At 35.1% G+C, this 20,922-nt stretch carries 20 protein-coding genes, 1 pseudogene and 1 other annotated feature; of the genes and pseudogenes, 6 read left to right on the top strand and 15 right to left on the bottom strand.

All coding sequences use genetic code 11. The features are described 5' to 3' along the window. Positions 1-38 precede the first annotated feature (38 nt). From lepB to BCER98_RS02295, 3 genes are all read right to left on the bottom strand, one after another. Positions 39-569: a signal peptidase I gene (gene lepB, locus BCER98_RS02305; protein ID WP_011983514.1), complete on the bottom strand. Its 531-nt coding sequence runs from the start codon at positions 567-569 to the stop codon at positions 39-41. Between the two features lie 98 nt (positions 570-667). Continuing rightward, on the bottom strand, positions 668-1,348 hold the full coding sequence (locus tag BCER98_RS02300) for a lysoplasmalogenase (RefSeq protein WP_011983513.1): 681 nt from the start codon (positions 1,346-1,348) through the stop codon (positions 668-670). Positions 1,349-1,751: 403 nt separating this feature from the next. Further along, a complete protein-coding gene (locus BCER98_RS02295) occupies positions 1,752-2,702 on the bottom strand; it encodes a DMT family transporter (protein ID WP_011983512.1) in 951 nt (316 codons plus the stop codon). A gap of 272 nt (positions 2,703-2,974) precedes the next feature. Between BCER98_RS02295 and BCER98_RS02290 the strand changes: the two genes are divergently transcribed. Then, a complete protein-coding gene (locus BCER98_RS02290; RefSeq protein WP_011983511.1) occupies positions 2,975-4,900 on the top strand; it encodes a heavy metal translocating P-type ATPase in 1,926 nt (641 codons plus the stop codon). Positions 4,901-5,081: 181 nt separating this feature from the next. On the opposite strand, the gene BCER98_RS02285 is transcribed toward BCER98_RS02290, so the two are convergent. From BCER98_RS02285 to BCER98_RS02275, 3 genes are read right to left on the bottom strand one after another with little or no spacing between them, the layout of a single operon-like run. Next, positions 5,082-5,951, bottom strand: coding sequence for a YihY/virulence factor BrkB family protein (locus tag BCER98_RS02285; protein ID WP_011983509.1), 870 nt, complete (start codon positions 5,949-5,951; stop codon positions 5,082-5,084). Positions 5,952-5,957: 6 nt separating this feature from the next. Further along, positions 5,958-6,473, bottom strand: a complete 516-nt coding sequence (locus BCER98_RS02280) for a DUF4075 domain-containing protein (RefSeq protein WP_011983508.1) — start codon at positions 6,471-6,473, stop codon at positions 5,958-5,960. A 54-nt stretch (positions 6,474-6,527) separates the two neighbouring features. Then, complete coding sequence (locus BCER98_RS02275; RefSeq protein ID WP_011983507.1) at positions 6,528-6,992, bottom strand: low molecular weight protein-tyrosine-phosphatase; 465 nt, start codon at positions 6,990-6,992, stop codon at positions 6,528-6,530. A 167-nt stretch (positions 6,993-7,159) separates the two neighbouring features. On the opposite strand from BCER98_RS02275, the gene BCER98_RS02270 reads away from it, so the two are divergent. Continuing rightward, positions 7,160-7,384: a DUF1128 domain-containing protein gene (locus BCER98_RS02270; protein ID WP_011983505.1), complete on the top strand. Its 225-nt coding sequence runs from the start codon at positions 7,160-7,162 to the stop codon at positions 7,382-7,384. Positions 7,385-7,563: 179 nt separating this feature from the next. Further along, a pseudogene (locus BCER98_RS02265) lies at positions 7,564-8,495 on the top strand (HAD-IC family P-type ATPase); the annotation flags it as partial. A 19-nt stretch (positions 8,496-8,514) separates the two neighbouring features. Here the strand turns inward: BCER98_RS02265 and BCER98_RS02260 are convergent. From BCER98_RS02260 to BCER98_RS02220, 9 genes are all read right to left on the bottom strand, one after another. After that, positions 8,515-9,597, bottom strand: coding sequence for a toxic anion resistance protein (locus tag BCER98_RS02260; protein ID WP_011983504.1), 1,083 nt, complete (start codon positions 9,595-9,597; stop codon positions 8,515-8,517). 18 nt (positions 9,598-9,615) lie between these two features. Continuing rightward, the gene (locus tag BCER98_RS02255) at positions 9,616-11,247 is read right to left on the bottom strand and encodes a YceG family protein (protein ID WP_011983503.1); all 1,632 of its coding nucleotides are present in this window, start codon (positions 11,245-11,247) and stop codon (positions 9,616-9,618) included. A 112-nt stretch (positions 11,248-11,359) separates the two neighbouring features. Further along, a complete protein-coding gene (locus tag BCER98_RS02250) occupies positions 11,360-12,148 on the bottom strand; it encodes a TerC family protein (RefSeq protein ID WP_011983502.1) in 789 nt (262 codons plus the stop codon). Positions 12,149-12,221: 73 nt separating this feature from the next. After that, positions 12,222-12,800 (bottom strand): TerD family protein, encoded by a 579-nt coding sequence (locus BCER98_RS02245; RefSeq protein ID WP_011983501.1) that lies wholly within the window; start codon positions 12,798-12,800, stop codon positions 12,222-12,224. A 41-nt stretch (positions 12,801-12,841) separates the two neighbouring features. Beyond that, on the bottom strand, positions 12,842-13,426 hold the full coding sequence (locus tag BCER98_RS02240) for a TerD family protein (RefSeq protein ID WP_011983500.1): 585 nt from the start codon (positions 13,424-13,426) through the stop codon (positions 12,842-12,844). A gap of 23 nt (positions 13,427-13,449) precedes the next feature. Next, the gene (locus tag BCER98_RS02235) at positions 13,450-14,046 is read right to left on the bottom strand and encodes a TerD family protein (protein WP_011983499.1); all 597 of its coding nucleotides are present in this window, start codon (positions 14,044-14,046) and stop codon (positions 13,450-13,452) included. A 131-nt stretch (positions 14,047-14,177) separates the two neighbouring features. Continuing rightward, positions 14,178-15,056, bottom strand: coding sequence for an ROK family protein (locus BCER98_RS02230; RefSeq protein WP_011983498.1), 879 nt, complete (start codon positions 15,054-15,056; stop codon positions 14,178-14,180). A 119-nt stretch (positions 15,057-15,175) separates the two neighbouring features. Then, complete coding sequence (gene proS, locus BCER98_RS02225) at positions 15,176-16,606, bottom strand: proline--tRNA ligase (protein ID WP_011983497.1); 1,431 nt, start codon at positions 16,604-16,606, stop codon at positions 15,176-15,178. Positions 16,607-16,649: 43 nt separating this feature from the next. Next, positions 16,650-16,857 (bottom strand) — a binding site (T-box leader). A 105-nt stretch (positions 16,858-16,962) separates the two neighbouring features. Then, positions 16,963-17,247 (bottom strand): YesK-like family protein, encoded by a 285-nt coding sequence (locus BCER98_RS02220; protein WP_011983496.1) that lies wholly within the window; start codon positions 17,245-17,247, stop codon positions 16,963-16,965. Between the two features lie 148 nt (positions 17,248-17,395). On the opposite strand from BCER98_RS02220, the gene BCER98_RS02215 reads away from it, so the two are divergent. The 3 genes from BCER98_RS02215 (at position 17,396) to BCER98_RS22815 (ending at position 20,817) form a co-directional block, all read left to right on the top strand. Continuing rightward, a complete protein-coding gene (locus BCER98_RS02215; protein ID WP_011983495.1) occupies positions 17,396-18,709 on the top strand; it encodes an alkaline phosphatase family protein in 1,314 nt (437 codons plus the stop codon). 107 nt (positions 18,710-18,816) lie between these two features. Further along, positions 18,817-20,100, top strand: a complete 1,284-nt coding sequence (locus BCER98_RS02210; protein WP_011983494.1) for an MFS transporter — start codon at positions 18,817-18,819, stop codon at positions 20,098-20,100. 516 nt (positions 20,101-20,616) lie between these two features. Further along, a complete protein-coding gene (locus BCER98_RS22815; protein WP_041809402.1) occupies positions 20,617-20,817 on the top strand; it encodes a hypothetical protein in 201 nt (66 codons plus the stop codon). The last annotated feature ends 105 nt before the right edge of the window (positions 20,818-20,922 follow it).

Here is a 20,922-nt window from a genome sequence, read left to right as displayed (position 1 = left end):
ATTCTTCAGAATTGTTTGGGGGATTCTTTCTATCATTTCTATATAATTTTCATATGATGAAAAGGATAATAAATAGCAACCAGTGTCCCTAATACTTGCTTCTTATCAATAAACCCTAAACCATTCCGACTGTCTCTACTAATTAAACGATTATCTCCCATAACAAAGATTTTATTTTTTGGTACAGTAATTGGCCCAAAGTCTTCTGTTAAATGAACAAGGAGTTGCTTAGCATGTTTTCGATTTTTCTCTAAATACGGTTCACTATGCACTTGATGATTAATATATAATTGATCATTTTTCATCTCAATTACATCTCCCGGTAATCCAATCACTCTCTTCACATAAAAATTATCTGTCTTCACTACAATAATATCTTCCCTATCATAGCTTTCAAATCTCTTTGCTAATTTATTAATAATGACCTTATCACCATCTTCCAAAGCCGGTCTCATTGATGCCCCATTTACAGTGGTCGGAAAAAATAAAAACACTTTTGCTAAAAAAGCTAGTAAACATGCAATCGCAAATACTTCAAACAATTCACGAAAATGTTTTTTCTTTTCCATCTCCTTCCCCTTTCTCCCCCATCCATATTTGTTTCTATATTCCTTATAATTCGGTATCTCGCTACAAAAAGGACTACTTCACTCGCAGTCCTTCTTCTTTATATTCCCGCATAAATAATACACATTTGTGCAGCAACATATGTTAACCACACAAAAAGTGGGTCATATTTTATCTTTCTTGCACCTATCTCTGTAACTCCAATAATAAAATCAGAAATCACAAATAAAAATCCACCAAGCGCCGGTAACCACCACATAGTATGAGCTGTATCATCTAATGCGAATGCAAAACAAGCCATACCTCCCACCCATACTCCATAAATAAGTGCTCCAAGAGTAAATAACCTATCTTGATTTGGATTCCGAATAAAAAAGAACCACCCAAAGACTAACAAGAAACCATATACAAATAGCCCTATTCCAAAACCAATCCATGAAATACCTGCTTGCAAAAATGCTGTTACATAAAAACAATGCGCAATTGCAAAAGTAATCATTCCCCCTATTAATCGATGACCAAACGGAATAAGCCCAGCCATAAATAAATCACCTACTGTAGACAAGGTCATCCCAATTGCAATCCATCGACGATATTCAATAGAAGGATCTTGCAGTAACATCCATATCGCACTCACAGTTAAGGAAAAACTAAGTACTAAGCGAACAGCTAATGGTAGCGGTCTATTCTCCTGCACTTGATTTGTTTGCACAATGGCATAAATCGCACCAATAACAAAAAAAATAATTTGTCCAGTTAATAAAAGATAAATTTCATTCATAATACGTTCTCCTCAATGAATGACACATATTCTTTCATTTTCCAACGTATAAACTCCAATCATGAACATGTGCTCATTTTCTCATTTTGCTTTTACATAACATAAGGACAAAATCTTCTAATTGTCTCATCCAATACTCTCTTCTACATAAAAATAGCGTTCTCTTTATCTTTTTTCGTGATATAATATCTTTTTTCCTGTTTTTTCGTCAAATAGAAAAGAACCCGTTCAAAATTATCGCTTTTGAACGAGCTCTTTCTCTATGTTTTCGTAGCGGTGAGGGGACGAGATTTGTCGATTAGTCAATATCTCATTTCGAATCGATCATATATTATTTTTTTCTTCTGCTACAATAACAAGGAATTTTTATAACATTTTAGTATCGACTCTCCTCATGACTTTTCTACGCTACTTTCTTTTCTTTCTTTATCTCTTGTTCCTTAGGTGTACGATTTACGACAATAATCCCTGCTACAACACAAGCTAGCCCATATAATACAAACGAATGGATTGCTTCTCCTAACATCATACTAGATAACAATACGCCAAACATAGGGATAAAGAACATATACATCGACACTTTTCCTACTTTGTTATATTTCATAACTGTATTCCATATACAAAAGCCTGCCGCCGATAAGAATGATAAATAAAGGAACATAAAAAAGGCCTTAGTAGTAAATATAAACGGCATAAATCCAACTTGAAATATACCAATACACAATAACCCAATGGATCCGAAAATCATTTGATATGCTGTCATATATCCAACATCTAATGTTTTACTACCTTCTTTAGCAAGTATATTCCCATATGAATACATCATCGCTGCTCCAAGAAGTAATACACTCCCGATTCCAAAATGGAATGTAAAACTTCCATCACTTGGTACATTCACTAAAATTACACCGCAAAAACCAATGGAAACACCAATTATTTTTCTTATATTGAGCGCATCATCTTTATACAAGAAATGCGCAATTAAAATTTGAAAAAACGAAGATGTTCCTGAAATAATGGCGCCTTCAATACCAGAACTGTAACTTATGCCGATATAAAAACATACATATTGCAAAAACGTTTGAAATAACCCGATTTGTACTACTTGCTTTGTTGTTTCTTTTTTGAAGTACATATCCTTTCCTAACGCTTTAAAAAAGAATAAAAGGATTACTCCTGATAAGAAAAAGCGATAACCAGCAAATAAAATTTGCTCTCCTACTTCATGCGGCTGAATTCCGAGTTCGGCATAACTTAATTTAATAAAGGGAAAGGCGCTTCCCCATAAAAATGTCGCCGCTATAGCAGCGATACATACACCGATCGGATGAGTAAAAAATTTCTCTGTCTTCACTTGTTGTCTTCCTTCCCGATCTTTTTACAAACAATATTCATATATATCAAAGAAAAAGAAAAAACACAAGTTTTTCAATTTTTTGTATAAGTAAAAACGTATCATAAAAAGAAAACATGTGATATAATATATAGCAATTACAACATAATAACTATTAAAATTAATTTCTGTAAAAAGTGCTGCTATCCGTATGGATGGCAGCTTTCGTCGTTTTATAAGGATTTCGATTTTGATTCTTTTTCTCAATAAGAATTTAGAAGGAGTGAATAAGGATGAACTCAGAAGTAAAAACATTACCACCAACAAAAAATGTATCTCCCTTATCTTGGTTGAAAACATTGCAAGACCATTATGAACTCATCTTTGCAATCCTATCAGGTATTTTCATTTTAACTGGCTGGTTATTCACAAAAAATGAAATGGCAACAGTTGGCGTAACCTTTTACATTTTAGCCTATATAATTGGAGGGTATGCCAAAGCAAAGGAAGGCATTGAAGATACGATTGCTGAGAAGGAATTAAATGTAGAAATGTTAATGCTCTTTGCTGCTATCGGCGCTGCTATTATTGGATACTGGACAGAGGGCGCTATCCTCATATTTATATTTGCCTTAAGTGGTGCTTTGGAATCTTACACGTTAAACAAAAGTCACAAAGAAATTTCAGCACTTTTGGACTTACAACCTGAGGAAGCCTTGCGCATTTCAAATGGCAACGAAGAACGCATTCCTGTGGAACAATTACAAGTGAATGATACGATCTTAATTAAGCCGGGTGAGCGCGTTCCTGCTGATGGCATCATCCATAAAGGTGAGACCAATATTGATGAGGCAGCGATTACTGGTGAACCAATTCCAAATGAAAAAAAATTGGGTGATGAAGTATTTGCGGGAACTGTCAATTTACGTGGTGCAATTGAAGTAAATATTACAAAACGTAGCGATCAAACATTGTTCCAAAAAATCATCCGCCTCGTTCAAAATGCACAAAGTGAAAAATCACCGTCACAACTATTTATTGAAAAATTTGAAGGAACATATGTAAAAGGCGTATTGTTTATTGTTGCTCTTATGATGTTTGTTCCTCACTTTTTATTAGATTGGAGCTGGAATGAAACATTTTATCGTGCAATGATTTTACTTGTCGTTGCCTCTCCTTGTGCGCTTGTTGCTGCTATTACACCAGCAACTTTATCAGCAATCTCTAATGGTGCAAGAAACGGTATTTTGTTTAAAGGTGGTATTCATTTAGAACGCCTTGCTTCTGTTAAAGCAATTGCTTTTGACAAAACAGGAACATTAACACAAGGTAAGCCAATCGTCACCGACATATATGTGCGCGAAGGAATAGCAAAAAAAGAATTGCTTTCTATCATAGCAGCAATTGAAAGTCATTCTACCCATCCTTTAGCAGAAGCAATTGTTAAATATGCTAAACAAACATATGACATTACACTCTACAAACCAGAAAATGTAGAAGATGTCACTGGATTTGGATTAAAAGGAATAGTGGCAAACAAAGCTTATAAAATCGGAAAAGCAGATTTTATAGGTGAAGATACAAAAACATTCCATAACGGTATTTCTACTATACTGGAACAAGAAGGTAAAACGGTTGTCTATATTCGTGATGATGAATGCATTCTTGGACTTATTGCTTTAAAAGATACGCTTCGACAAGAAACAATTGCAGCTATTCGTGATTTACAAAGCATTGGTGTGGAAGCCATTATGATTACTGGAGATCATGAACAAACAGCTAAGGCGATCGCAACAGAAAGTAATATAAAAGAGTATTACGCATCCTGTTTACCGGAAACGAAAGTAGAAACAGTGAAACAACTAAAAGAAAAATATGGAACCGTAGCAATGGTTGGAGATGGCATTAATGATGCTCCTGCATTAGCGACTGCCAGCATTGGAGTGGCAATGGGAGAAGGAACAGATGTCGCTTTAGAAACTGCCGACGTAGTTCTCATGAAAAATGAATTATCTCGTCTCGCTCAAGCCATCCGGTTATCAAAACGAATGAATCGTATTGTAAAACAAAACGTTATCTTTTCTTTAACCGTCATTGCTATGCTTATTTGCTCTAACTTTTTACAACTTTTAGCTCTTCCATTCGGCGTAATCGGGCATGAAGGAAGTACCATTCTCGTCATCCTTAATGGCTTACGATTATTAAAAGGCAATAAATAAACGGGTCCTCTGAGAGAACCCGTTTATTTTAATGGTAACCATTCTGTCCATTCGCACTACCGCTCGTTTTATGCTTCGGATGTGAACTACTTTTTTGTTTCCCATTATTTTTGTTATTATGATTCTTTTTATTATTACTCATCATAATCCCCCCTATTCCTTTTTATTATGGAACAAGGGGCTACTTTTCATTCCGGGAATTATTGTCATTAGTACGGTAAAAGTAAAGTAATCCATTAATTTCTCCACCTAGTAAAATGACCCAAGCAGTCAAATAGAACCACAACATCAAAATGATAATACCACCAAGGCCACCATATGTATTGGCATAATTTGCAAACTTGTCTACATAATAGGCAAATGAGTACGATACGACAATCCATCCAACTGTTGCAAATAATGCTCCGGATATAACTTCTCTTCTTTTTAATTTGCGATCAGGTGCAAATGTATATAAGAAGCTAAATAAAGCGAATAAAACTAAAAAGCTCGCTACTAATCGTATAATACTCCATACGAAAGAAAAACTTTCTGATAAACCGAGCACTTTAAACACAGCGGCTCCAATTACTTGTCCAAAAACAGGCACAATTAAGGCGAAAACGATCATAAAAATCATCGCCAGTGTAAATACAATAGACAAAGCTCTTGTTACAATGAAAGAGCGCGTTTCCTTTACATCATAAGCACGATTAAATGCATTCATCACTGCATTTACACCATTTGAAGCAAACCATAGCATTGATAATAAACCAAATGATAGTAATCCACCATTTTGATTATTTATTACTTGATCTACATTTACTTCAATTAAGTTCATTGCCTCTTCAGGCACATAAGGCTCCAATAAGTTGAGCACATTCTCTGTTTGAAGGTCAATAAATCCAAGAAGCGTGATTACAAAAACAAGCCCAGGAAAAATAGCAAGCAAGAAGAAATAAGCGAGCTGTGCTGCTAAGCCCGCTACATCATCTCGCATCGTTCGATCATATAAATCTTTTCCAAACGAATAGACACGATTTCCTCTTGCTTTTTCTAGAATTTTTTTCATTTGTCCTTAAACACTTTTCTTCTCTTCTTTATTCTCTTTTAATTCCACATATGCTTCTGTTTTCTTTTCCTCTGTCTGAGAGTCCTTCATAAGTAACTCACGTGCTTCTTTCATACCACCGTCTTGAGCTACCACTGGCTCTTCTTCCGCTTTTAACTCTTTAGCTTTTACAGGAGCAGCCTGAATTTCAATTGTTTCCGGCTTCTCTTCTGAATGGATTTTTTTCTTAGTAAAGATTTCTTTCGTTTCCTTTATTGTATCCACAACAGTCGGCGTTAACTTCTTTATTTCTGCTACTTTAGCTTTTACTACATTAAAATCAGCAAGCTCGCGCCCTTTATCTGTAACAGTTTGCATTTTTTCTTTTATTTTCGCATTCTCACCAATTTCAATCATCTTTGTTTTTGCTTTTTCTGCTGTTTGTTTTACCTTTTCACGATTTTCTTTTTTTAACATAGAAATTGCTACACCTGCTGCTACCCCAATTGCAATATTTCGAGCTATATTATTCTTTTTTGCCATATTCCTTCACCCTTTCTTTTTCTTATGTTAGAAAGTATGTCTTTCTAAACTTACTCATATTCCTTGCTCATTGCGAATGAATGTTAATAACTTTGCGCACCCTTCTGTTACAAGGTCGTATACTTCTTGAAAGTTCCCTGTAAAATAAGGGTCAGGAACATCTGTCCAGCCACTATCTGGAACAAAATCGGACAGTCTACCAATATAGCCTCCACATTTACCAATTTTTTCTAAATCCACTATATTCCTATTGTCCATGGCAATAATATAATCAAACTTTGTTAAGTCTTCTTTTTCTATTTGACGTGCTTTAATTCCTTCAAAAGAGACTTCATTTTCTGTTAAAATTTTTTGCGTTCCTTTATGAGGCGGCTGTCCAATATGCCAATCTCCTGTCCCAGCAGAATCAATTTGAATCTCATTTTCTAACCCTTCGTTTCTAACAAGTTTTCTAAAAATCGCCTCTGCCATAGGTGACCGACAAATGTTTCCAAGACAAACAAACAATACTTGAATCACATTTGTTCTTCCCTTCTTGTTGCTTTCTTATATACATATAGTATAAACAACCAATGATTAATTATAAAGGAAATTCCTACTAATTTAATAGGATTGAAAAGTTTCATTAACGAAAATGATAAAAAATGTTAAGATAATCTTATGTTATTTTAAAGGGGGACACTTCGGTGGATTTATCCGTAAAGTCACAAGAAAATGTTGAACATATGGTAGAAGCCATTAAAGAAAAATTACGTATGGTCAATGCAGGTGCCATGAAAGCTGCGAACTTTGACGAAGATATGTACGAAGATTTACGCGACATTTACGATCATGTTATGAAACGTGAAACATTCAGTATTAGTGAAATGCAAGCTATTACAGAAGAATTAGGTACATTAATGAAAAAATAGCGAAGACAAGCTGTGAAGAATATTTCTTCACAGCTTATTTTATAGAATTCCAACAAATTCATGAAATCACTTTATTCCGCATCCCCCAAAGCCAAAGTACGATACAATGAAGATAGAACCTCATCGTAGATTATTTCCTCACGCATATCACTACATGTTTTTTTACTGAAGGTGCTTATAATAAAATACATCATTTACATGCTTTTGCCCGCGTCTCTCCAGAACATAAAGTAAAAATTGTTAAAGCTCTGCGTGCAAAAGGAAATATCGTCTCTATGACTGTTGACAGTGCAAATGACGCTCCTTCTTTAAAACAAGCCGATATTGGGGTGGCGATGGGAATCACAGGAACAGATGTTGCTAAAGGCGCAGCTGATATGGTATTAACAGACGATAATTTTTCTTCCATTGTGAAAGCCGTTGAAGAAGACCGAAACATTTATTGCAACATAAAAAAGCAATTCTTTTTCTTCTTTCTTGTAACTTCGGGGAAATTATTGCACTTTTTTTAGCTATATTACTTGGATGGGCGACACCGCTGCGTCCTATTCATATTCTTTGGGTCAATTTAATCACTGATACACTTCCTGCTTTATCGTTCGGTGTTGATCCTGAAGACCTTGAAGTAATGAAAGAGAAACCTCACAGGGCAAAAGAAAGTTTATTTAGCGGAAGCATCCCTTTTCTTGTTCTAAATGGTATGGTAATTGGAATGATGACTTTAATCGCCTTTATTGTTGGTACAAAGCTCTATACAGGTGATACAAATCTTTTTCCAGCTTATATTCATGAAGATGCTTTATTGCATGCACAAACAATGGCTTTTGTTGTATTAAGTTTTTCTCAACTTGTTCATTCATTTAACTTGCGATCACGTACGAAATCTATTTTTTCAATTGGACTCTTTACAAATAAATATTTAGTTTTCTCACTGCTAATCGGTGTCGCTATACAAGTGTGTATCATCTCTATTTCACCTCTTGCAAATCTATTTGGCGTACACCCTTTAACATTAAAAGATTGGGGATTTGTACTTTTTCTAAGCATGATTCCTCTTATCGTTAACGAAGTAATAAAATTATTCAAGAAAAGTGAAAAAGCGATGAGTTAAGTTTCTCATCGCTTTTTGTTTATCCTCGCAATTCTTTTTTAATATTCTCTGTAAGCTCAGCCATACGCTTACGCCCTTCTTCACGTTCCCGCTTATTTTGTTCTTCAATTTGCCGTGTTTCTTGCATGCCCCTTGAAATAATATTCCAAGTTTCTTCTAACGTCTCCATTTTAATACTCGAAGACCCAGATAACCTCGCAACCTCTACACTTTGTGTTGCAATATTTTGGGCATTTTTCTTAAGAAGCTCATTTGTACGACGATCCAATTCGGCCATTGAATCCGCAACTAGTTTTTGACGCTTTGCATTTACAGCTTGAATAATTCCATTTTTGAAGATTGGGATTGTAGTAATGAAGGCTGTATTGATTTTCCCAATTAATTTATTATTACCACGTTGAATCATCCGAATTTGTGGTGCTGTTAACAATGCAACCATACGAGCTTTTTCCAAATCATCGATACGCTGCTCTAAAATTTCAACAGAGTTTCTAAGAGATTCTAACTCGATTCCTGCTAATTGGTCGTTATTTTGCACCCGTTCTTCATACATAGGAATTAATTCTGTATTTAAACGTTCTAACAACATTTCGCCTGCGACCACGTACTTCTCTAAGTCTAAATAGTACTTTAAATTTTGATCATATAAACCGTCTAGCGTACCGATTGATTTTTTCATTTCATCTTGATATTTCGTAATTTCCACATATACTTTGTCAATTTCGCGCCCCATTGTTTGATATTTACTAAAGATTTGTTCAATCAATTTATCTGCTTTTTTAAACATACGAGAGAAAAATCCACCTTTTTCTTCCGCAAAATCTTTACTATCAAATTTATCCATAATTTTACCAAGTTGTTTCAGTAAATCACCGGAATCTTCGACCTTCGCTAATGACATTGTATGTAAAATTTGATCGGCAAAGCGAGAAATTTCCATTGAAGGCTCTTTACCAAGCTCAATTAATTCCAGCTGATCTTTAATATCAATGGCATTATAAATTCGTTGAACTTCTGGATCCTGTCTAAGTTGCATGCGCACATCTTGTGCCGTTTGTTCCGTTAATTCTGTTTTAGAATCAAGTATAACTGGATTCTTCATATACATTTCTCCTTTTCCTTATAAAAATGGACGAAATAGCCCTTTAATTGTTTGAGATAAATTCTTATAAGCTGATGCACCATGAAATTCAAGATTGAAATTCACTTCCTCAAGCCAATGGGAATCAAATGCTGCTTCTGCAATATAGGGCTCAATATCATTTCTTCCTGTTGGATTGAAGTGTAGTACATCAATCCCAATTTGGTTTAAAAATAACAATAACGCTGCGTCAGAACGTGTTAATTCCCCACTCTTCTCATTGTTAAATATAACAATTTTTGGCACCTCTTGTGAATAATCGAATTTCTCAAGAAGTTCTAAAATATGAGGTGGAATTTGAGAAAGTTGCGCAAAAACATATAATGCAACATCTTGTTTTGTTTCTTTTCCAATTGGTTTAAATAGATCGCTTTCGCATGTATGAATAATAGCTTCTGCGATACCATGTTGCAGTCCTTCAGGCAGGCGCTTATGTGGCCACCAATGACTATTCATAATTTGATCTGGATGTAATTTCCCGGCTCGATCTAATGCATCTCGATAATGAAATTGAAAGTTAGCTTTTTGTTCTTTTGTAAATGGAAATCTATTAATTAATAGACTATTATCAAACGATGTAACAGCTTTTAATCGCTGAAAATATTCTTTTTCACTTTTGGAAACCCCTGATATTTTCGCAAATAGAGAAGGAATATAAATATGTTTATTCTCTACAAAAAATGTCGGGCGGACAAATGCCTTTTCTTTTGTAAGAATGAAAAGTTCATCGTATGTTGTCTTGAGTGTACGTGCTACCGGTGTATACATGCGGAATTGCCACGGTTTATATAAGAGTGAATTATCATGATGAAGCACTTGTTCAATTTCCTTCGATGCTTGATATGCCACTGTTGCAACGCGCTCACGGCGGCGGTCTGGAAATGGCTCCAATGAAATGCGTCCTGGATGAGAGAATACAAAAGTTCGCCCCTCTTCATCAATACTTTCCAAAACATCTTTTCCTTCTGGATGATAATATAAAACGTCACATCCAAGCATAATAAGAAAATATAAAAAGTAGATGCGGCTCTCTTTTGCATCACCATACCAAATAATACGTGGCATTTGTTTTTTATAGTGAATTGTAGAGAACCACTTAGCTATATAATTCTCACTTAATTTGATTATATCAATTAAGAAGCGACGAAATCCTTCTGTTTTTAATGATTGATTATGTTGCTTCTCATATAATTTCAATATAGAAATAAAAGTACTATGTATATAGTACTGTAAATCTGGATTCTCTACTTTTGGTAACAATTGTTTCCCCGATAAGTGTGCAACAAGCCGATTCACAGTAAGACCATTTGGCGCTTCTTGATGCACAGCAAATATCTCTTGAATCTGACGAAGTTTTTCAGAATCAATGACTTTATCTAAATTTTGTTCATACAATACATGAATTCCTTTTGTTTCACTATAATCATATAATTCATTAAAATACTCATCGACATCATTAGGAACTCCAAGAATACGACAGGCTATATAGCTAAATCTCATTTCATTTTCTGTTAACTCATATTGCGGACGTTTTTCTAAAATTGTTTCGAATAGCTGTAAATGAGCTTCTTCTTTTAAAGGGTGTGGATGAAGTGTAAAACGCGAAAACACGAAGGTTCACCTCCAAAAACATTTGCTGTTAAAAAAGATTCATTTATTTCTTTATTATACCATTTTTAATTATAAAAAATGGGCGCTCGTATAACGAGCAAACCCAAGTCAATTATTTATCGTCTTCCTTCGTAGCCGCAACTTCCTCTCTGGCTTGTCCTTTTCGCATATAATGCAAAATAAATGTTGCACTAAATGCGATCACTAAAATCATAAAGAATAACCAGTGCGGTACTTCAATATGAATCACAGATAGTAACATCTTCGCTGCAATAATTAAAATTAAAATATACGCTGTCGATTCAAGTTCAGGAACACGTTCTAATAATCTTAAAAATACGCCTGCAATACCACGCATCATTAAAATACCCAGCATTCCACCTAATAATAGAATCCAAACTTCATTGGATACACCAAAAGCTGCAAGAACGCTATCTACTGAAAATGCAATATCCATAAGCTCAACCATGACAACTGTTCCCCAGAATACACCAAATATTCTAAAGAGAACGCTATTTTGGTTCATACCATGAGCTTCTTCTTCTTCACTCTCACCTTTGCGTTTGTCAATAAAGTACTTGATAGAAAGCCATGCAAGGTAAAGGGCTCCAAGTACTTTCACCCACCATAATTTAATTAAGAACATCCCGATTCCAATTGCAATAAATCGGAACACATATGCACCAATTAAACCATAAAATAATGCTTTTTTACGCTTCTTTTCCGGCAAGTGTTTTACCATTACAGCTAACACAAGTGCATTATCAGCAGATAATAATCCTTCAAGTACAACAAGTGTACCAATTAAGCCCCAAGATACTGGATCTTGTAATACTCTAATCCACATGTCCAAATCAAAAAATTGGGCATACGTATCAAGGATTCCTTGTAAAACGCTCATCTTACCATTATCCCCTATTCTTTGCTAGATTTATAGAAAGGGCAAAAAGAAGGAAACGAAGTTCGTTTCCTTCTTATGCATCCAAGCCATACGCTCTTACAAGCGCACCTAATCCCCCTTGGAATCCACTTCCTACCGCATTAAACTTCCATTGTCCATTATGACGATATAATTCACAAAAAACAACTGCTGTTTCAATGGAAAAATCTTCTCCTAAATCAAAACGTAAAATTTCTTCATTTGTTTCTTCATTTACTAAACGAACAAACGCATTTGCGACTTGTCCAAAGTTTTGATTCCGACTTTCCGCATCATAAATTGTAACTGTAAAAGCTATTTTTTGAACATCCGCTGGAACTTTTGTTAAGTCTACAATAAGTTGCTCATCATCGCCTTCTCCTTCACCTGTACGGTTGTCACCTGTATGTAAAACAGATCCACAAGGAGACTGCAAGTTGTTATAGAAAATAAAATCTGTTTCTTTCGTACATTTTCCATGTGCATCTAGTAAAAAGGCTGATGCATCTAAATCATAATCAGATCCACCATCATACGCCTTAATATCCCACCCAAGGCCGATTATTGCTTTTTTTAGACCAGGGCTTGTCTTACTCAAATCGATTTTCTGTCCCTTTTGCAACTGGATCGCCATCTATCTTCACCTCTATTGTCATTCTATATATATGAACCTAATTACTCTACATCTAATCCAAAGTTATTACATAATGCACCTAATCCACCTTGGAATCCACTTCCTATCGCATTAAACTTCCATTCGCCAGCATGACGATATAACTCGCCAACAACAACCGCTGTCTCAATCGAGAAATCTTCTCCTAAGTCATAGCGGATTAATTCAGCGTTCTTTTCTTCATCTATAATGCGTACGAAAGAGTTAGATACTTGTCCAAAGTTTTGGTTGCGACCTTCTCCTTCATAAATAGTAATTGTAAAGCAAATGCGCTCAATACTTGCAGGAACATTCTTTAAATCTACTTTAATTACTTCATCATCGCCGTCTCCTTCGCCTGTACGATTATCTCCTAAATGTTGTACGGAACCATTTGCGCCCTTTGGATTGTTATAGAATACAAAGTCTTCCGCTCCGGAAACTTTTCCATTTGCCCCTACTAGAAAAACGCTAACATCTAAATCAAAATCATGTTGTCCATCATAACGATTTGTGTCCCATCCAAGACCTACAAGTACTTTAGATAATCCTGGATTTGTTTTTGTTAAATCAACCTTTTGTCCTTTTTTTAATGAAATAGATGCCATTTATTCTTCCTCCTTAAACTCAATTACTGATAACGAGATACAATCTCACTTAAATTTTTATCTTGTGTGCCTTCCCCAATCGCAGAGAACTTCCACTCATTTCCGTATCGATACATTTCACCTGCAATTAATGTCGTTTTCCCACCGTAATTTTCAGATAAATTGTAACGTGCTAATTCTTCACGCGTTTGCGGATTTTGAATACGAATATACGCATTCTGAATCATTCCAAAGTCTTGACGACGATTCACACAATCATAAATGTTTACAACAAACACTAAACGATTAATACGACTTGGAACTTTATGCAATTCTACGAAAATTGTTTCGTCATCGCCTTCTCCTTCACCTGTTAAATTATCACCTGAATGAATAATACTCCCACAAGCAGAAAGCTTATTCCCAAAATAAACGAGATCATTCTTATTCACAAAACGATCGTTTTCTAGCATAACTACTGATGCATCACAATCGATGTTTGGTTTACTGCCAAATAAGGAAGAGAGAAATCCACCTGATTGTCCCACAGGATCCCATCCTAAACCAACCTGTAGTTTTGCTACTTTTGGTTGTCCCTTCGTTAAATCAATCTTCTGTCCTTTTTCTAAAATAATAGGCATGAAGTTTCTTCCTTTCTACAAGATATTCTCCCGAAAAGGGAAAATATTGTATTCTTCTCTTATATTGTAGCATTTCTTGTCGATTGAAAAAAAGAATAAATTTTCAATTATTATGAAAACATTTGTATTATTTATTTAGATGGATGTAATAAATGGTAAATTGCTCCAATCATTCCAGCATGATTACCATGTTGCGCAAGCTCAATCTCACAGTTTTCATAACTCTCTCTATTCAAGTATTCTTTTACTTCTTTTTTCACTTCTTCTAAAAAGACGTTCCCTCTTGCGGTAATCCCTCCCCCAATAATGATTGCTTCTGGGTTAAAAATGTAAGCAAGGTTACTAATTCCAATCGCTAAATGCTGAAAAAATTTTTGAACAGCTTGCGTTGCTTCTTTATCCTTCTTATCGTATAGTTCAAAGATTCTTTTCCCATCCCACTGACCGCCACTTTTATATTGCTTTACAAGGCGAATTAATCCTGAAATAGATGCAACTTCTTCAAATCTTTCCCCTTCTATTCGCATATTCCCCCATTCGCCCGCACTAAATGAATGACCACGATACAATTTCTCACCAATGATAATTGCACCACCAATTCCTGTACCTAGCGTAAGCATAATAAAGTTTGCTCTTTGCTGTCCGGCCCCCTTCCATTTTTCTCCTAATGCTGCGCAATTTACATCATTCTCTATAGATACAGGGACATTCAATATATTTTGTAATCTCTCAATAATTGGAATGCCCGCATAATTTGGTATATGATCTATTCCGCCTGTTATAATTCCTTTATGAATATCGACAATTCCAGCTGTACTAATGCCGATGCCAGAGATATCGTGAAGTTTCATTAAATGATGAGATAAATGAATCATTTTTTGAACAATCTGCTCCCCACCTAAATGGATTTCTGTCGGAACTGCATGATGTACTAGCACTGTTCCCTCTTCTGACACCACTCCATATTTCATTTGTGTACCACCAATATCAACTGCAATATAATGTTTCATTTTCTTTCATCTCCCAGTACCCTTACTTTTCTATACTTAATTATAACGAATCGAAATTCATATAAAAAAAGGATCTTCATTCTACACGTAAGATTCTTTTCCAGACTAAGTCACATACATTAATATGCTTTTCCCCAATAGACTAAATTGTTCGCTTTTTTGTTACAGCATACACATTCTTCCGCTAACTGCTCTTGTTCAAATGGTATGCAACGCGATGTCACGCCTACCTCTTCTTTTAATTTCTCTTCACATGTAAGGTCGCCGCACCACATCGCTTTAATAAACCCTTGCTTTGCATTAGCTACTTGCTTCATTTCATCAAAACTTGTAACGCTGTATGTGTTTGCATTACGAAATGCCTTTGCTTTCTGAAATAAGAAATTATGAATTTCATTAAGTACCAATACAATCCGCTCTTCTAATTGATCCATTGATACACATTCTTTCTCCTTCGTATCTCGTCTAACAAGTACTACTTGATTTTTTTCGATATCTTTTGGACCAACTTCTAAACGAATTGGCACACCTTTCATTTCATACTCATTAAACTTCCATCCTGGTGTTTTACTACTCGCATCTATTCTTACACGTGCAACTTGTTGAATTCGCTCTTTTAACTCTGCTACCTTTTCCAATATCCCTTCTTTATGCTGAGCAATTGGCACAATCATCACCTGCACTGGTGCAACTTTTGGCGGTATAACAAGTCCATTATTATCACTATGAACCATAATAAGCCCCCCAATCATTCTTGTGGATACGCCCCAAGATGTTTGATGTACATATTGCCATTTTCCATTCCGATCTAAATATTTAATCTCAAATGCTTCAGAGAAATTTGTACCAAAATTATGAGATGTTCCTGTTTGAAGTGCTTTCCCATCGTGCATTAAACTTTCAATTGTATACGTCGCTTTTGCTCCTGCAAATTTTTCCTTTTCCGTTTTCTTCCCTTTAATGACTGGAATTGCTAAATACTCTTCACAAAATGAAGCATATACATTCAAAATATTTAAAGTTTCCCTTTGCGATTCCTCTGCCGTTTCATGAATTGTATGACCTTCTTGCCATAAAAATTCAGTTGTGCGAAGAAATGGTCTCGTCGTTTTTTCCCAACGGACAACTGAACACCACTGATTATATAATTTAGGTAAATCATTATAAGACTGAACAATTTTTGAAAAATGCTCACAAAATAATGTTTCAGATGTTGGACGCACACAAAGTCTTTCCCCTAACTTCTCATCTCCTCCATGTGTAACCCATGCTACTTTAGGTGCAAAGCCTTCCACATGATCCTTTTCTTTTTGAAGTAAGTTTTCTGGAATAAACATTGGCATATACACATTTTCATGACCGGATGCTTTTAATTTTTCATCCAGCACTTTTTGTATATTCTCCCATAATGCATATCCATATGGACGTAAAATCATACAACCTTTTACACTTGAATAATCAACCAGTTCTGCTTTCTTCACAATATCGGTATACCACTGAGCAAAATCTTCCTCCATCTTTGTAATGGCTTGCACTTGTTCTTTTTTCATATTTTCCCCTCCTTTAAAACATAAAAAAAAGCCCGCGTCCCGAAATAGGGACCGAGCTTTTGCCGGCGTTACCACCCTGATTCATGCACAAAAGTTGTACATGCTCTCTTTTTTGATAACGGGAATTTCCCGCCGCATATGCAGAACGCAAAGGTAGGTTCCATATCGCCTTTTTAAGAATCTTTCAGCCAATGGATTCCCTCTCTGAGAAAAAGATGAGATATGTACTAGTCCTTTTTCATCGTTATAACAAGATAAATTTTCCTATCATCATAATATAAATTATTTTTTAAAACAATAGTTAATTTTCTTAATTTTTTATATTCTTTTCATTCTCTTCTACGTTTATACTTAATCTATACAGATGTATTTCGAAAAAGCTTAAAAAATTGATGAGCAATCATACCAATAAGTGTTCCCAATAATATAAAGAAACATGCTATACCATATCCCAGTCCTTCCCAACTACCAATAACGAAAATTGTGACTAACAAAAAAGCTATGCAAAGAAGGATTACGACAAGTGCAAATATAATATCAAATGATTTTGCTGGAAACAATTTTTTTAACAAAAACGAAACAGTAAATACGATAACAATGGTCATCGCTCCAATGATATAAAAGACTTCAAATCCATCCATTTCATTCCTCCTTTCATTTACTTTCGTATCCTTATTTTATGTTTGATTTTTCTGAAAGTAAATATTTGAATTTGTTCATACCATCTTTGTAATCTCCTTTTAATAGGAGTATAAAAACAAATGAAATCTTGAGGAGGTGTACACGATAATGAATACAGCAGTAACGAATCATGTCATCATTTTATCTTTCGATTGTTTATCAGCCTTAGATTTTCCTATATTACAAGAGCTTCCCCATTTTCAATCTCTTATGCAGCGAGGAGCAATCGCCAAAAAGGTGGAAACAATTTATCCTTCGTTAACATACCCAAGCCACGCTACGATTGTAACTGGCAACTATCCTAGTAAACATGGCGTTGTGTGCAATACTTTACTTCAACCAGGGCGAGAATCACCAGATTGGCATTGGTATCGGCGTTCCATTAAAGGAACAACATTATATGACGAAGCACGAAAAGCAAATTTAACGACAGCAGCACTTCTATGGCCCGTTACGGGAAGAGCGAAAATAGACTATAACCTACCAGAAATCTTTCCAAATAGACCATGGCAAAATCAAATTTTAGTTTCATTATTTAGCGGCAGTCTGCTTTATCAGCTCGAACTTAACCATCGTTTTGGTCATATTAGAAAAGGATTATCGCAACCAGAACTCGATGATTTCGTTCTTGCTTCCGCTGTTTATACGATTCAAACGAAAAAACCTAATGTGATGTTTGTCCATTTTACAGATTTAGACACGCAACGCCATTATCACGGATTTCATTCTCCTAAAACAGAGGCGGCTATCAAACGGCACGATGAGCGGTTAGGAAAAATAACAAAGGCTTTACAAGCAAGTGGGATATACGAAGAAAGTACCATTATCGCACTCGGTGATCACAGTGCTCTAAATGAAAGTAAAGCAATTCAATTAAACGTTCTCTTTCATCAAAAAGGACTCATTTCTATTAATCAAAGGGGCAAACTCACACATTGGAAAGCATATTGTCAAAGTTGTGACGGTTCAGCTTACGTGTATGTAAAAGATAAAAATGATATACAAACGATTCAAACTGTTCAACATCTTCTTGAGACCCTTCTTCAAAATAAACAAAATGGAATTGAATTTATTCTTCATGATGAAGCGGCAAAAGAATATGGCGCTGATGGCAATTGTCTTTTTATGCTAGAAGCCCAGGAAGGTTATTATTTCACTGAAAGTTACACCGGAGATTTTATAAAAGAAATTACAAAGAACGATGTAATTTCTAATAAAAAGTATACATTCGGTACACATGGTTATTCTCCTACAAAACCAAACTATGAAACAATCTTTATAGCGGGTGGAAAAGGAATTCGACAAGGAGTTGTCATTCCATATATGCGACTTATTGATGAGGGCCCTACCATTGCACGCTTACTTGGATTACACCTTGGCAAAACGGATGGAACTGTAATAGAGGATTTACTACAATTGTAAAGAAAAATGTGTATATGTAAAAATTATGTAAAATTCATCTCTGTTTCTCTTTTTATCTGTTATGTTTTTGTACACTACTATTAGAACATACTAAGGAGGAACACTTTATGAAAAAAATATCTAGGCAAGAAAAAAGCTGGATATTGTATGACTGGGCCAATTCAGTATATTCACTTGTCATTACAACCGCACTCTTTCCTATTTACTTTAAATCTGCGGCAAAAGAAGCTGGTTTATCCGGTGCAACTTCAACAGCATTTTGGGGATATGCAAACTCTATCTCTACACTCCTCATTTCTATACTTGCGCCAATACTTGGCACCGTTGCCGATTATAAAGGATTTAAGAAGCGCTTTTTCATCTTCTTTTTCAGTCTGGGCATTCTATTTACAAGTATGCTAGCTATCGTTCCTACTTCACAATGGTATCTATTACTCATTTGTTATATGTTCGCTTTAATCGGATTTGCTGGTGCAAATATCTTTTATGATGCATTTTTAGTCGATGTTACATCAGAAGAGCGAATGGACCAAATTTCAACGCGCGGATTTGCACTAGGCTATATCGGAAGCACCATCCCCTTTATCGGTTGTATTGCTCTTATTATGTTATCACAAAAAGGAATCATTCCCTTATCAGCAGGCATAGCGAGTCAAATTTCTTTTGCGATTACAGCTCTTTGGTGGGGACTATTTACAATTCCCATGCTAAAGAATGTAGAACAAAGACACTATATTGAAAGAGAATCAAAACCGATTGTTATGAGTTTTAAGCGTTTAACAAATACTTTTAAAAACATAAAACAATATCGAACCGTCTTTATATTCCTACTCGCTTACTTTTTCTATATCGATGGAGTGGATACGATTATTACTATGTCGACAGCTTATGGAACAGATCTTGGTATTAGTGCAACAAATCTCCTTATCATTTTATTTGTCACACAAATTGTAGCTTGTCCATTCGCTTTACTATACGGAAAACTCTCTGCAATGTTTACAGGAAGAAAAATGTTATATGTCGGCATCATCATCTATATTATCATTTGCATATATGCTTATTTTCTAAAAACAACGTTAGACTTTTGGATTCTTGCTATGCTTGTCGCAACTTCTCAAGGAGGAATTCAAGCATTAAGCCGTTCCTATTTTGCTAAATTAGTACCGAAAGACGCCGCAAATGAGTTCTTTGGATTTTATAACATTTTTGGTAAATTTGCTGCAATTATCGGTCCCGTACTCGTCGGTGTTACAACCCAATTAACTGGAAAAACAAATACAGGTGTATTAAGTATTACGGTTTTATTTATTCTAGGGGGCTTCATACTAACACGCGTACCTGAACACACTACTTCCGTTACACCACCAACGCCAAAATTAGAAACATTATAATGAAAAAAGTGCCATTTTATAGAAAGTGGCATTTTTTAGTTTGAAAATATACTTTCGAACCACGTTCGAAGCGTATGAATCATTCCAATTTTAACAGCAAGTTTAATAACGAAAACTCATCTTGCAGCTATAAAAACAGAATGCTAGCTTTCTTTTATTTTTCACTTTCTGTTTCTTCTCCATTTCACAATATGACTCATTCTATGCTATGTGCAAACGAACTAATCAAACGTTTGTTTAAAACGAACGATGCGCCTGTAAAAAGCAAAATGAAACAAATGCATTTGCACGTCAATCATATAAACACAAGCACCACTAAACTTACTTCTACTACAAACATACTACACTAACTTTATTTTTTCTCTTACTGCTGATCCGTTCCTAATCTTCAACAAGCTGCGACTTAACTCATACAATTGCATACCAATAACCCATAAACTTGCAGAAAGTTTATTTTTAATCATTCATTTTTAGTTTTCACGATGCAATTTACATATATCAGGAAACTGGGAGACTGTGAGAAAATTTTCTCAAACAGGAAGAATATTATTAGGTTTTGGAGCGACTCAAGTGTTTTGGGGACTTGTAATGCTTAATGGAATTAATTTATTTGAGCATACAAGTAAAATGGTGAAATATAGTATTCTAATTATTGGAATAGTTTGTTGCATTGCATCTAACTTTTTTAAAGAACCTAGGAGTGGTACTAATAAGTAAATTAATGTTAACTTAGCGGAAGTATATCAATCTCTATACTTTTTAGCTACTGCTCCGAATATTGTATTTCATATACAAGTTGTAAATTTAACTTTTCCATTCTTT

It is taken from the genome of Bacillus cytotoxicus NVH 391-98, from assembly GCF_000017425.1.
Taxonomy (GTDB): domain Bacteria; phylum Bacillota; class Bacilli; order Bacillales; family Bacillaceae_G; genus Bacillus_A; species Bacillus_A cytotoxicus.
The sequence above is the reverse complement of the archived record's forward strand: the minus strand, read 5'-3'. Positions and strand labels throughout refer to the sequence as shown.

Bases quoted from the DNA above. Each gene is read 5' to 3' on its own strand.
- lepB (WP_011983514.1), bottom strand. From the start codon at position 569: ATGGAAAAGAAAAAACATTTTCGTGAATTGTTTGAAGTATTTGCGATT.
- BCER98_RS02300 (WP_011983513.1), bottom strand. From the start codon at position 1,348: ATGAATGAAATTTATCTTTTATTAACTGGACAAATTATTTTTTTTGTT.
- BCER98_RS02290 (WP_011983511.1), top strand. From the start codon at position 2,975: ATGAACTCAGAAGTAAAAACATTACCACCAACAAAAAATGTATCTCCC.
- BCER98_RS02285 (WP_011983509.1), bottom strand. From the start codon at position 5,951: ATGAAAAAAATTCTAGAAAAAGCAAGAGGAAATCGTGTCTATTCGTTT.
- BCER98_RS02280 (WP_011983508.1), bottom strand. From the start codon at position 6,473: ATGGCAAAAAAGAATAATATAGCTCGAAATATTGCAATTGGGGTAGCA.
- BCER98_RS02260 (WP_011983504.1), bottom strand. From the start codon at position 9,597: ATGAAGAATCCAGTTATACTTGATTCTAAAACAGAATTAACGGAACAA.
- BCER98_RS02250 (WP_011983502.1), bottom strand. From the start codon at position 12,148: ATGAGCGTTTTACAAGGAATCCTTGATACGTATGCCCAATTTTTTGAT.
- BCER98_RS02245 (WP_011983501.1), bottom strand. From the start codon at position 12,800: ATGGCGATCCAGTTGCAAAAGGGACAGAAAATCGATTTGAGTAAGACA.
- BCER98_RS02240 (WP_011983500.1), bottom strand. From the start codon at position 13,426: ATGGCATCTATTTCATTAAAAAAAGGACAAAAGGTTGATTTAACAAAA.
- BCER98_RS02235 (WP_011983499.1), bottom strand. From the start codon at position 14,046: ATGCCTATTATTTTAGAAAAAGGACAGAAGATTGATTTAACGAAGGGA.
- BCER98_RS02230 (WP_011983498.1), bottom strand. From the start codon at position 15,056: ATGAAACATTATATTGCAGTTGATATTGGTGGTACACAAATGAAATAT.
- proS (WP_011983497.1), bottom strand. From the start codon at position 16,606: ATGAAAAAAGAACAAGTGCAAGCCATTACAAAGATGGAGGAAGATTTT.
- BCER98_RS02220 (WP_011983496.1), bottom strand. From the start codon at position 17,247: ATGGATGGATTTGAAGTCTTTTATATCATTGGAGCGATGACCATTGTT.
- BCER98_RS02215 (WP_011983495.1), top strand. From the start codon at position 17,396: ATGAATACAGCAGTAACGAATCATGTCATCATTTTATCTTTCGATTGT.
- BCER98_RS02210 (WP_011983494.1), top strand. From the start codon at position 18,817: ATGAAAAAAATATCTAGGCAAGAAAAAAGCTGGATATTGTATGACTGG.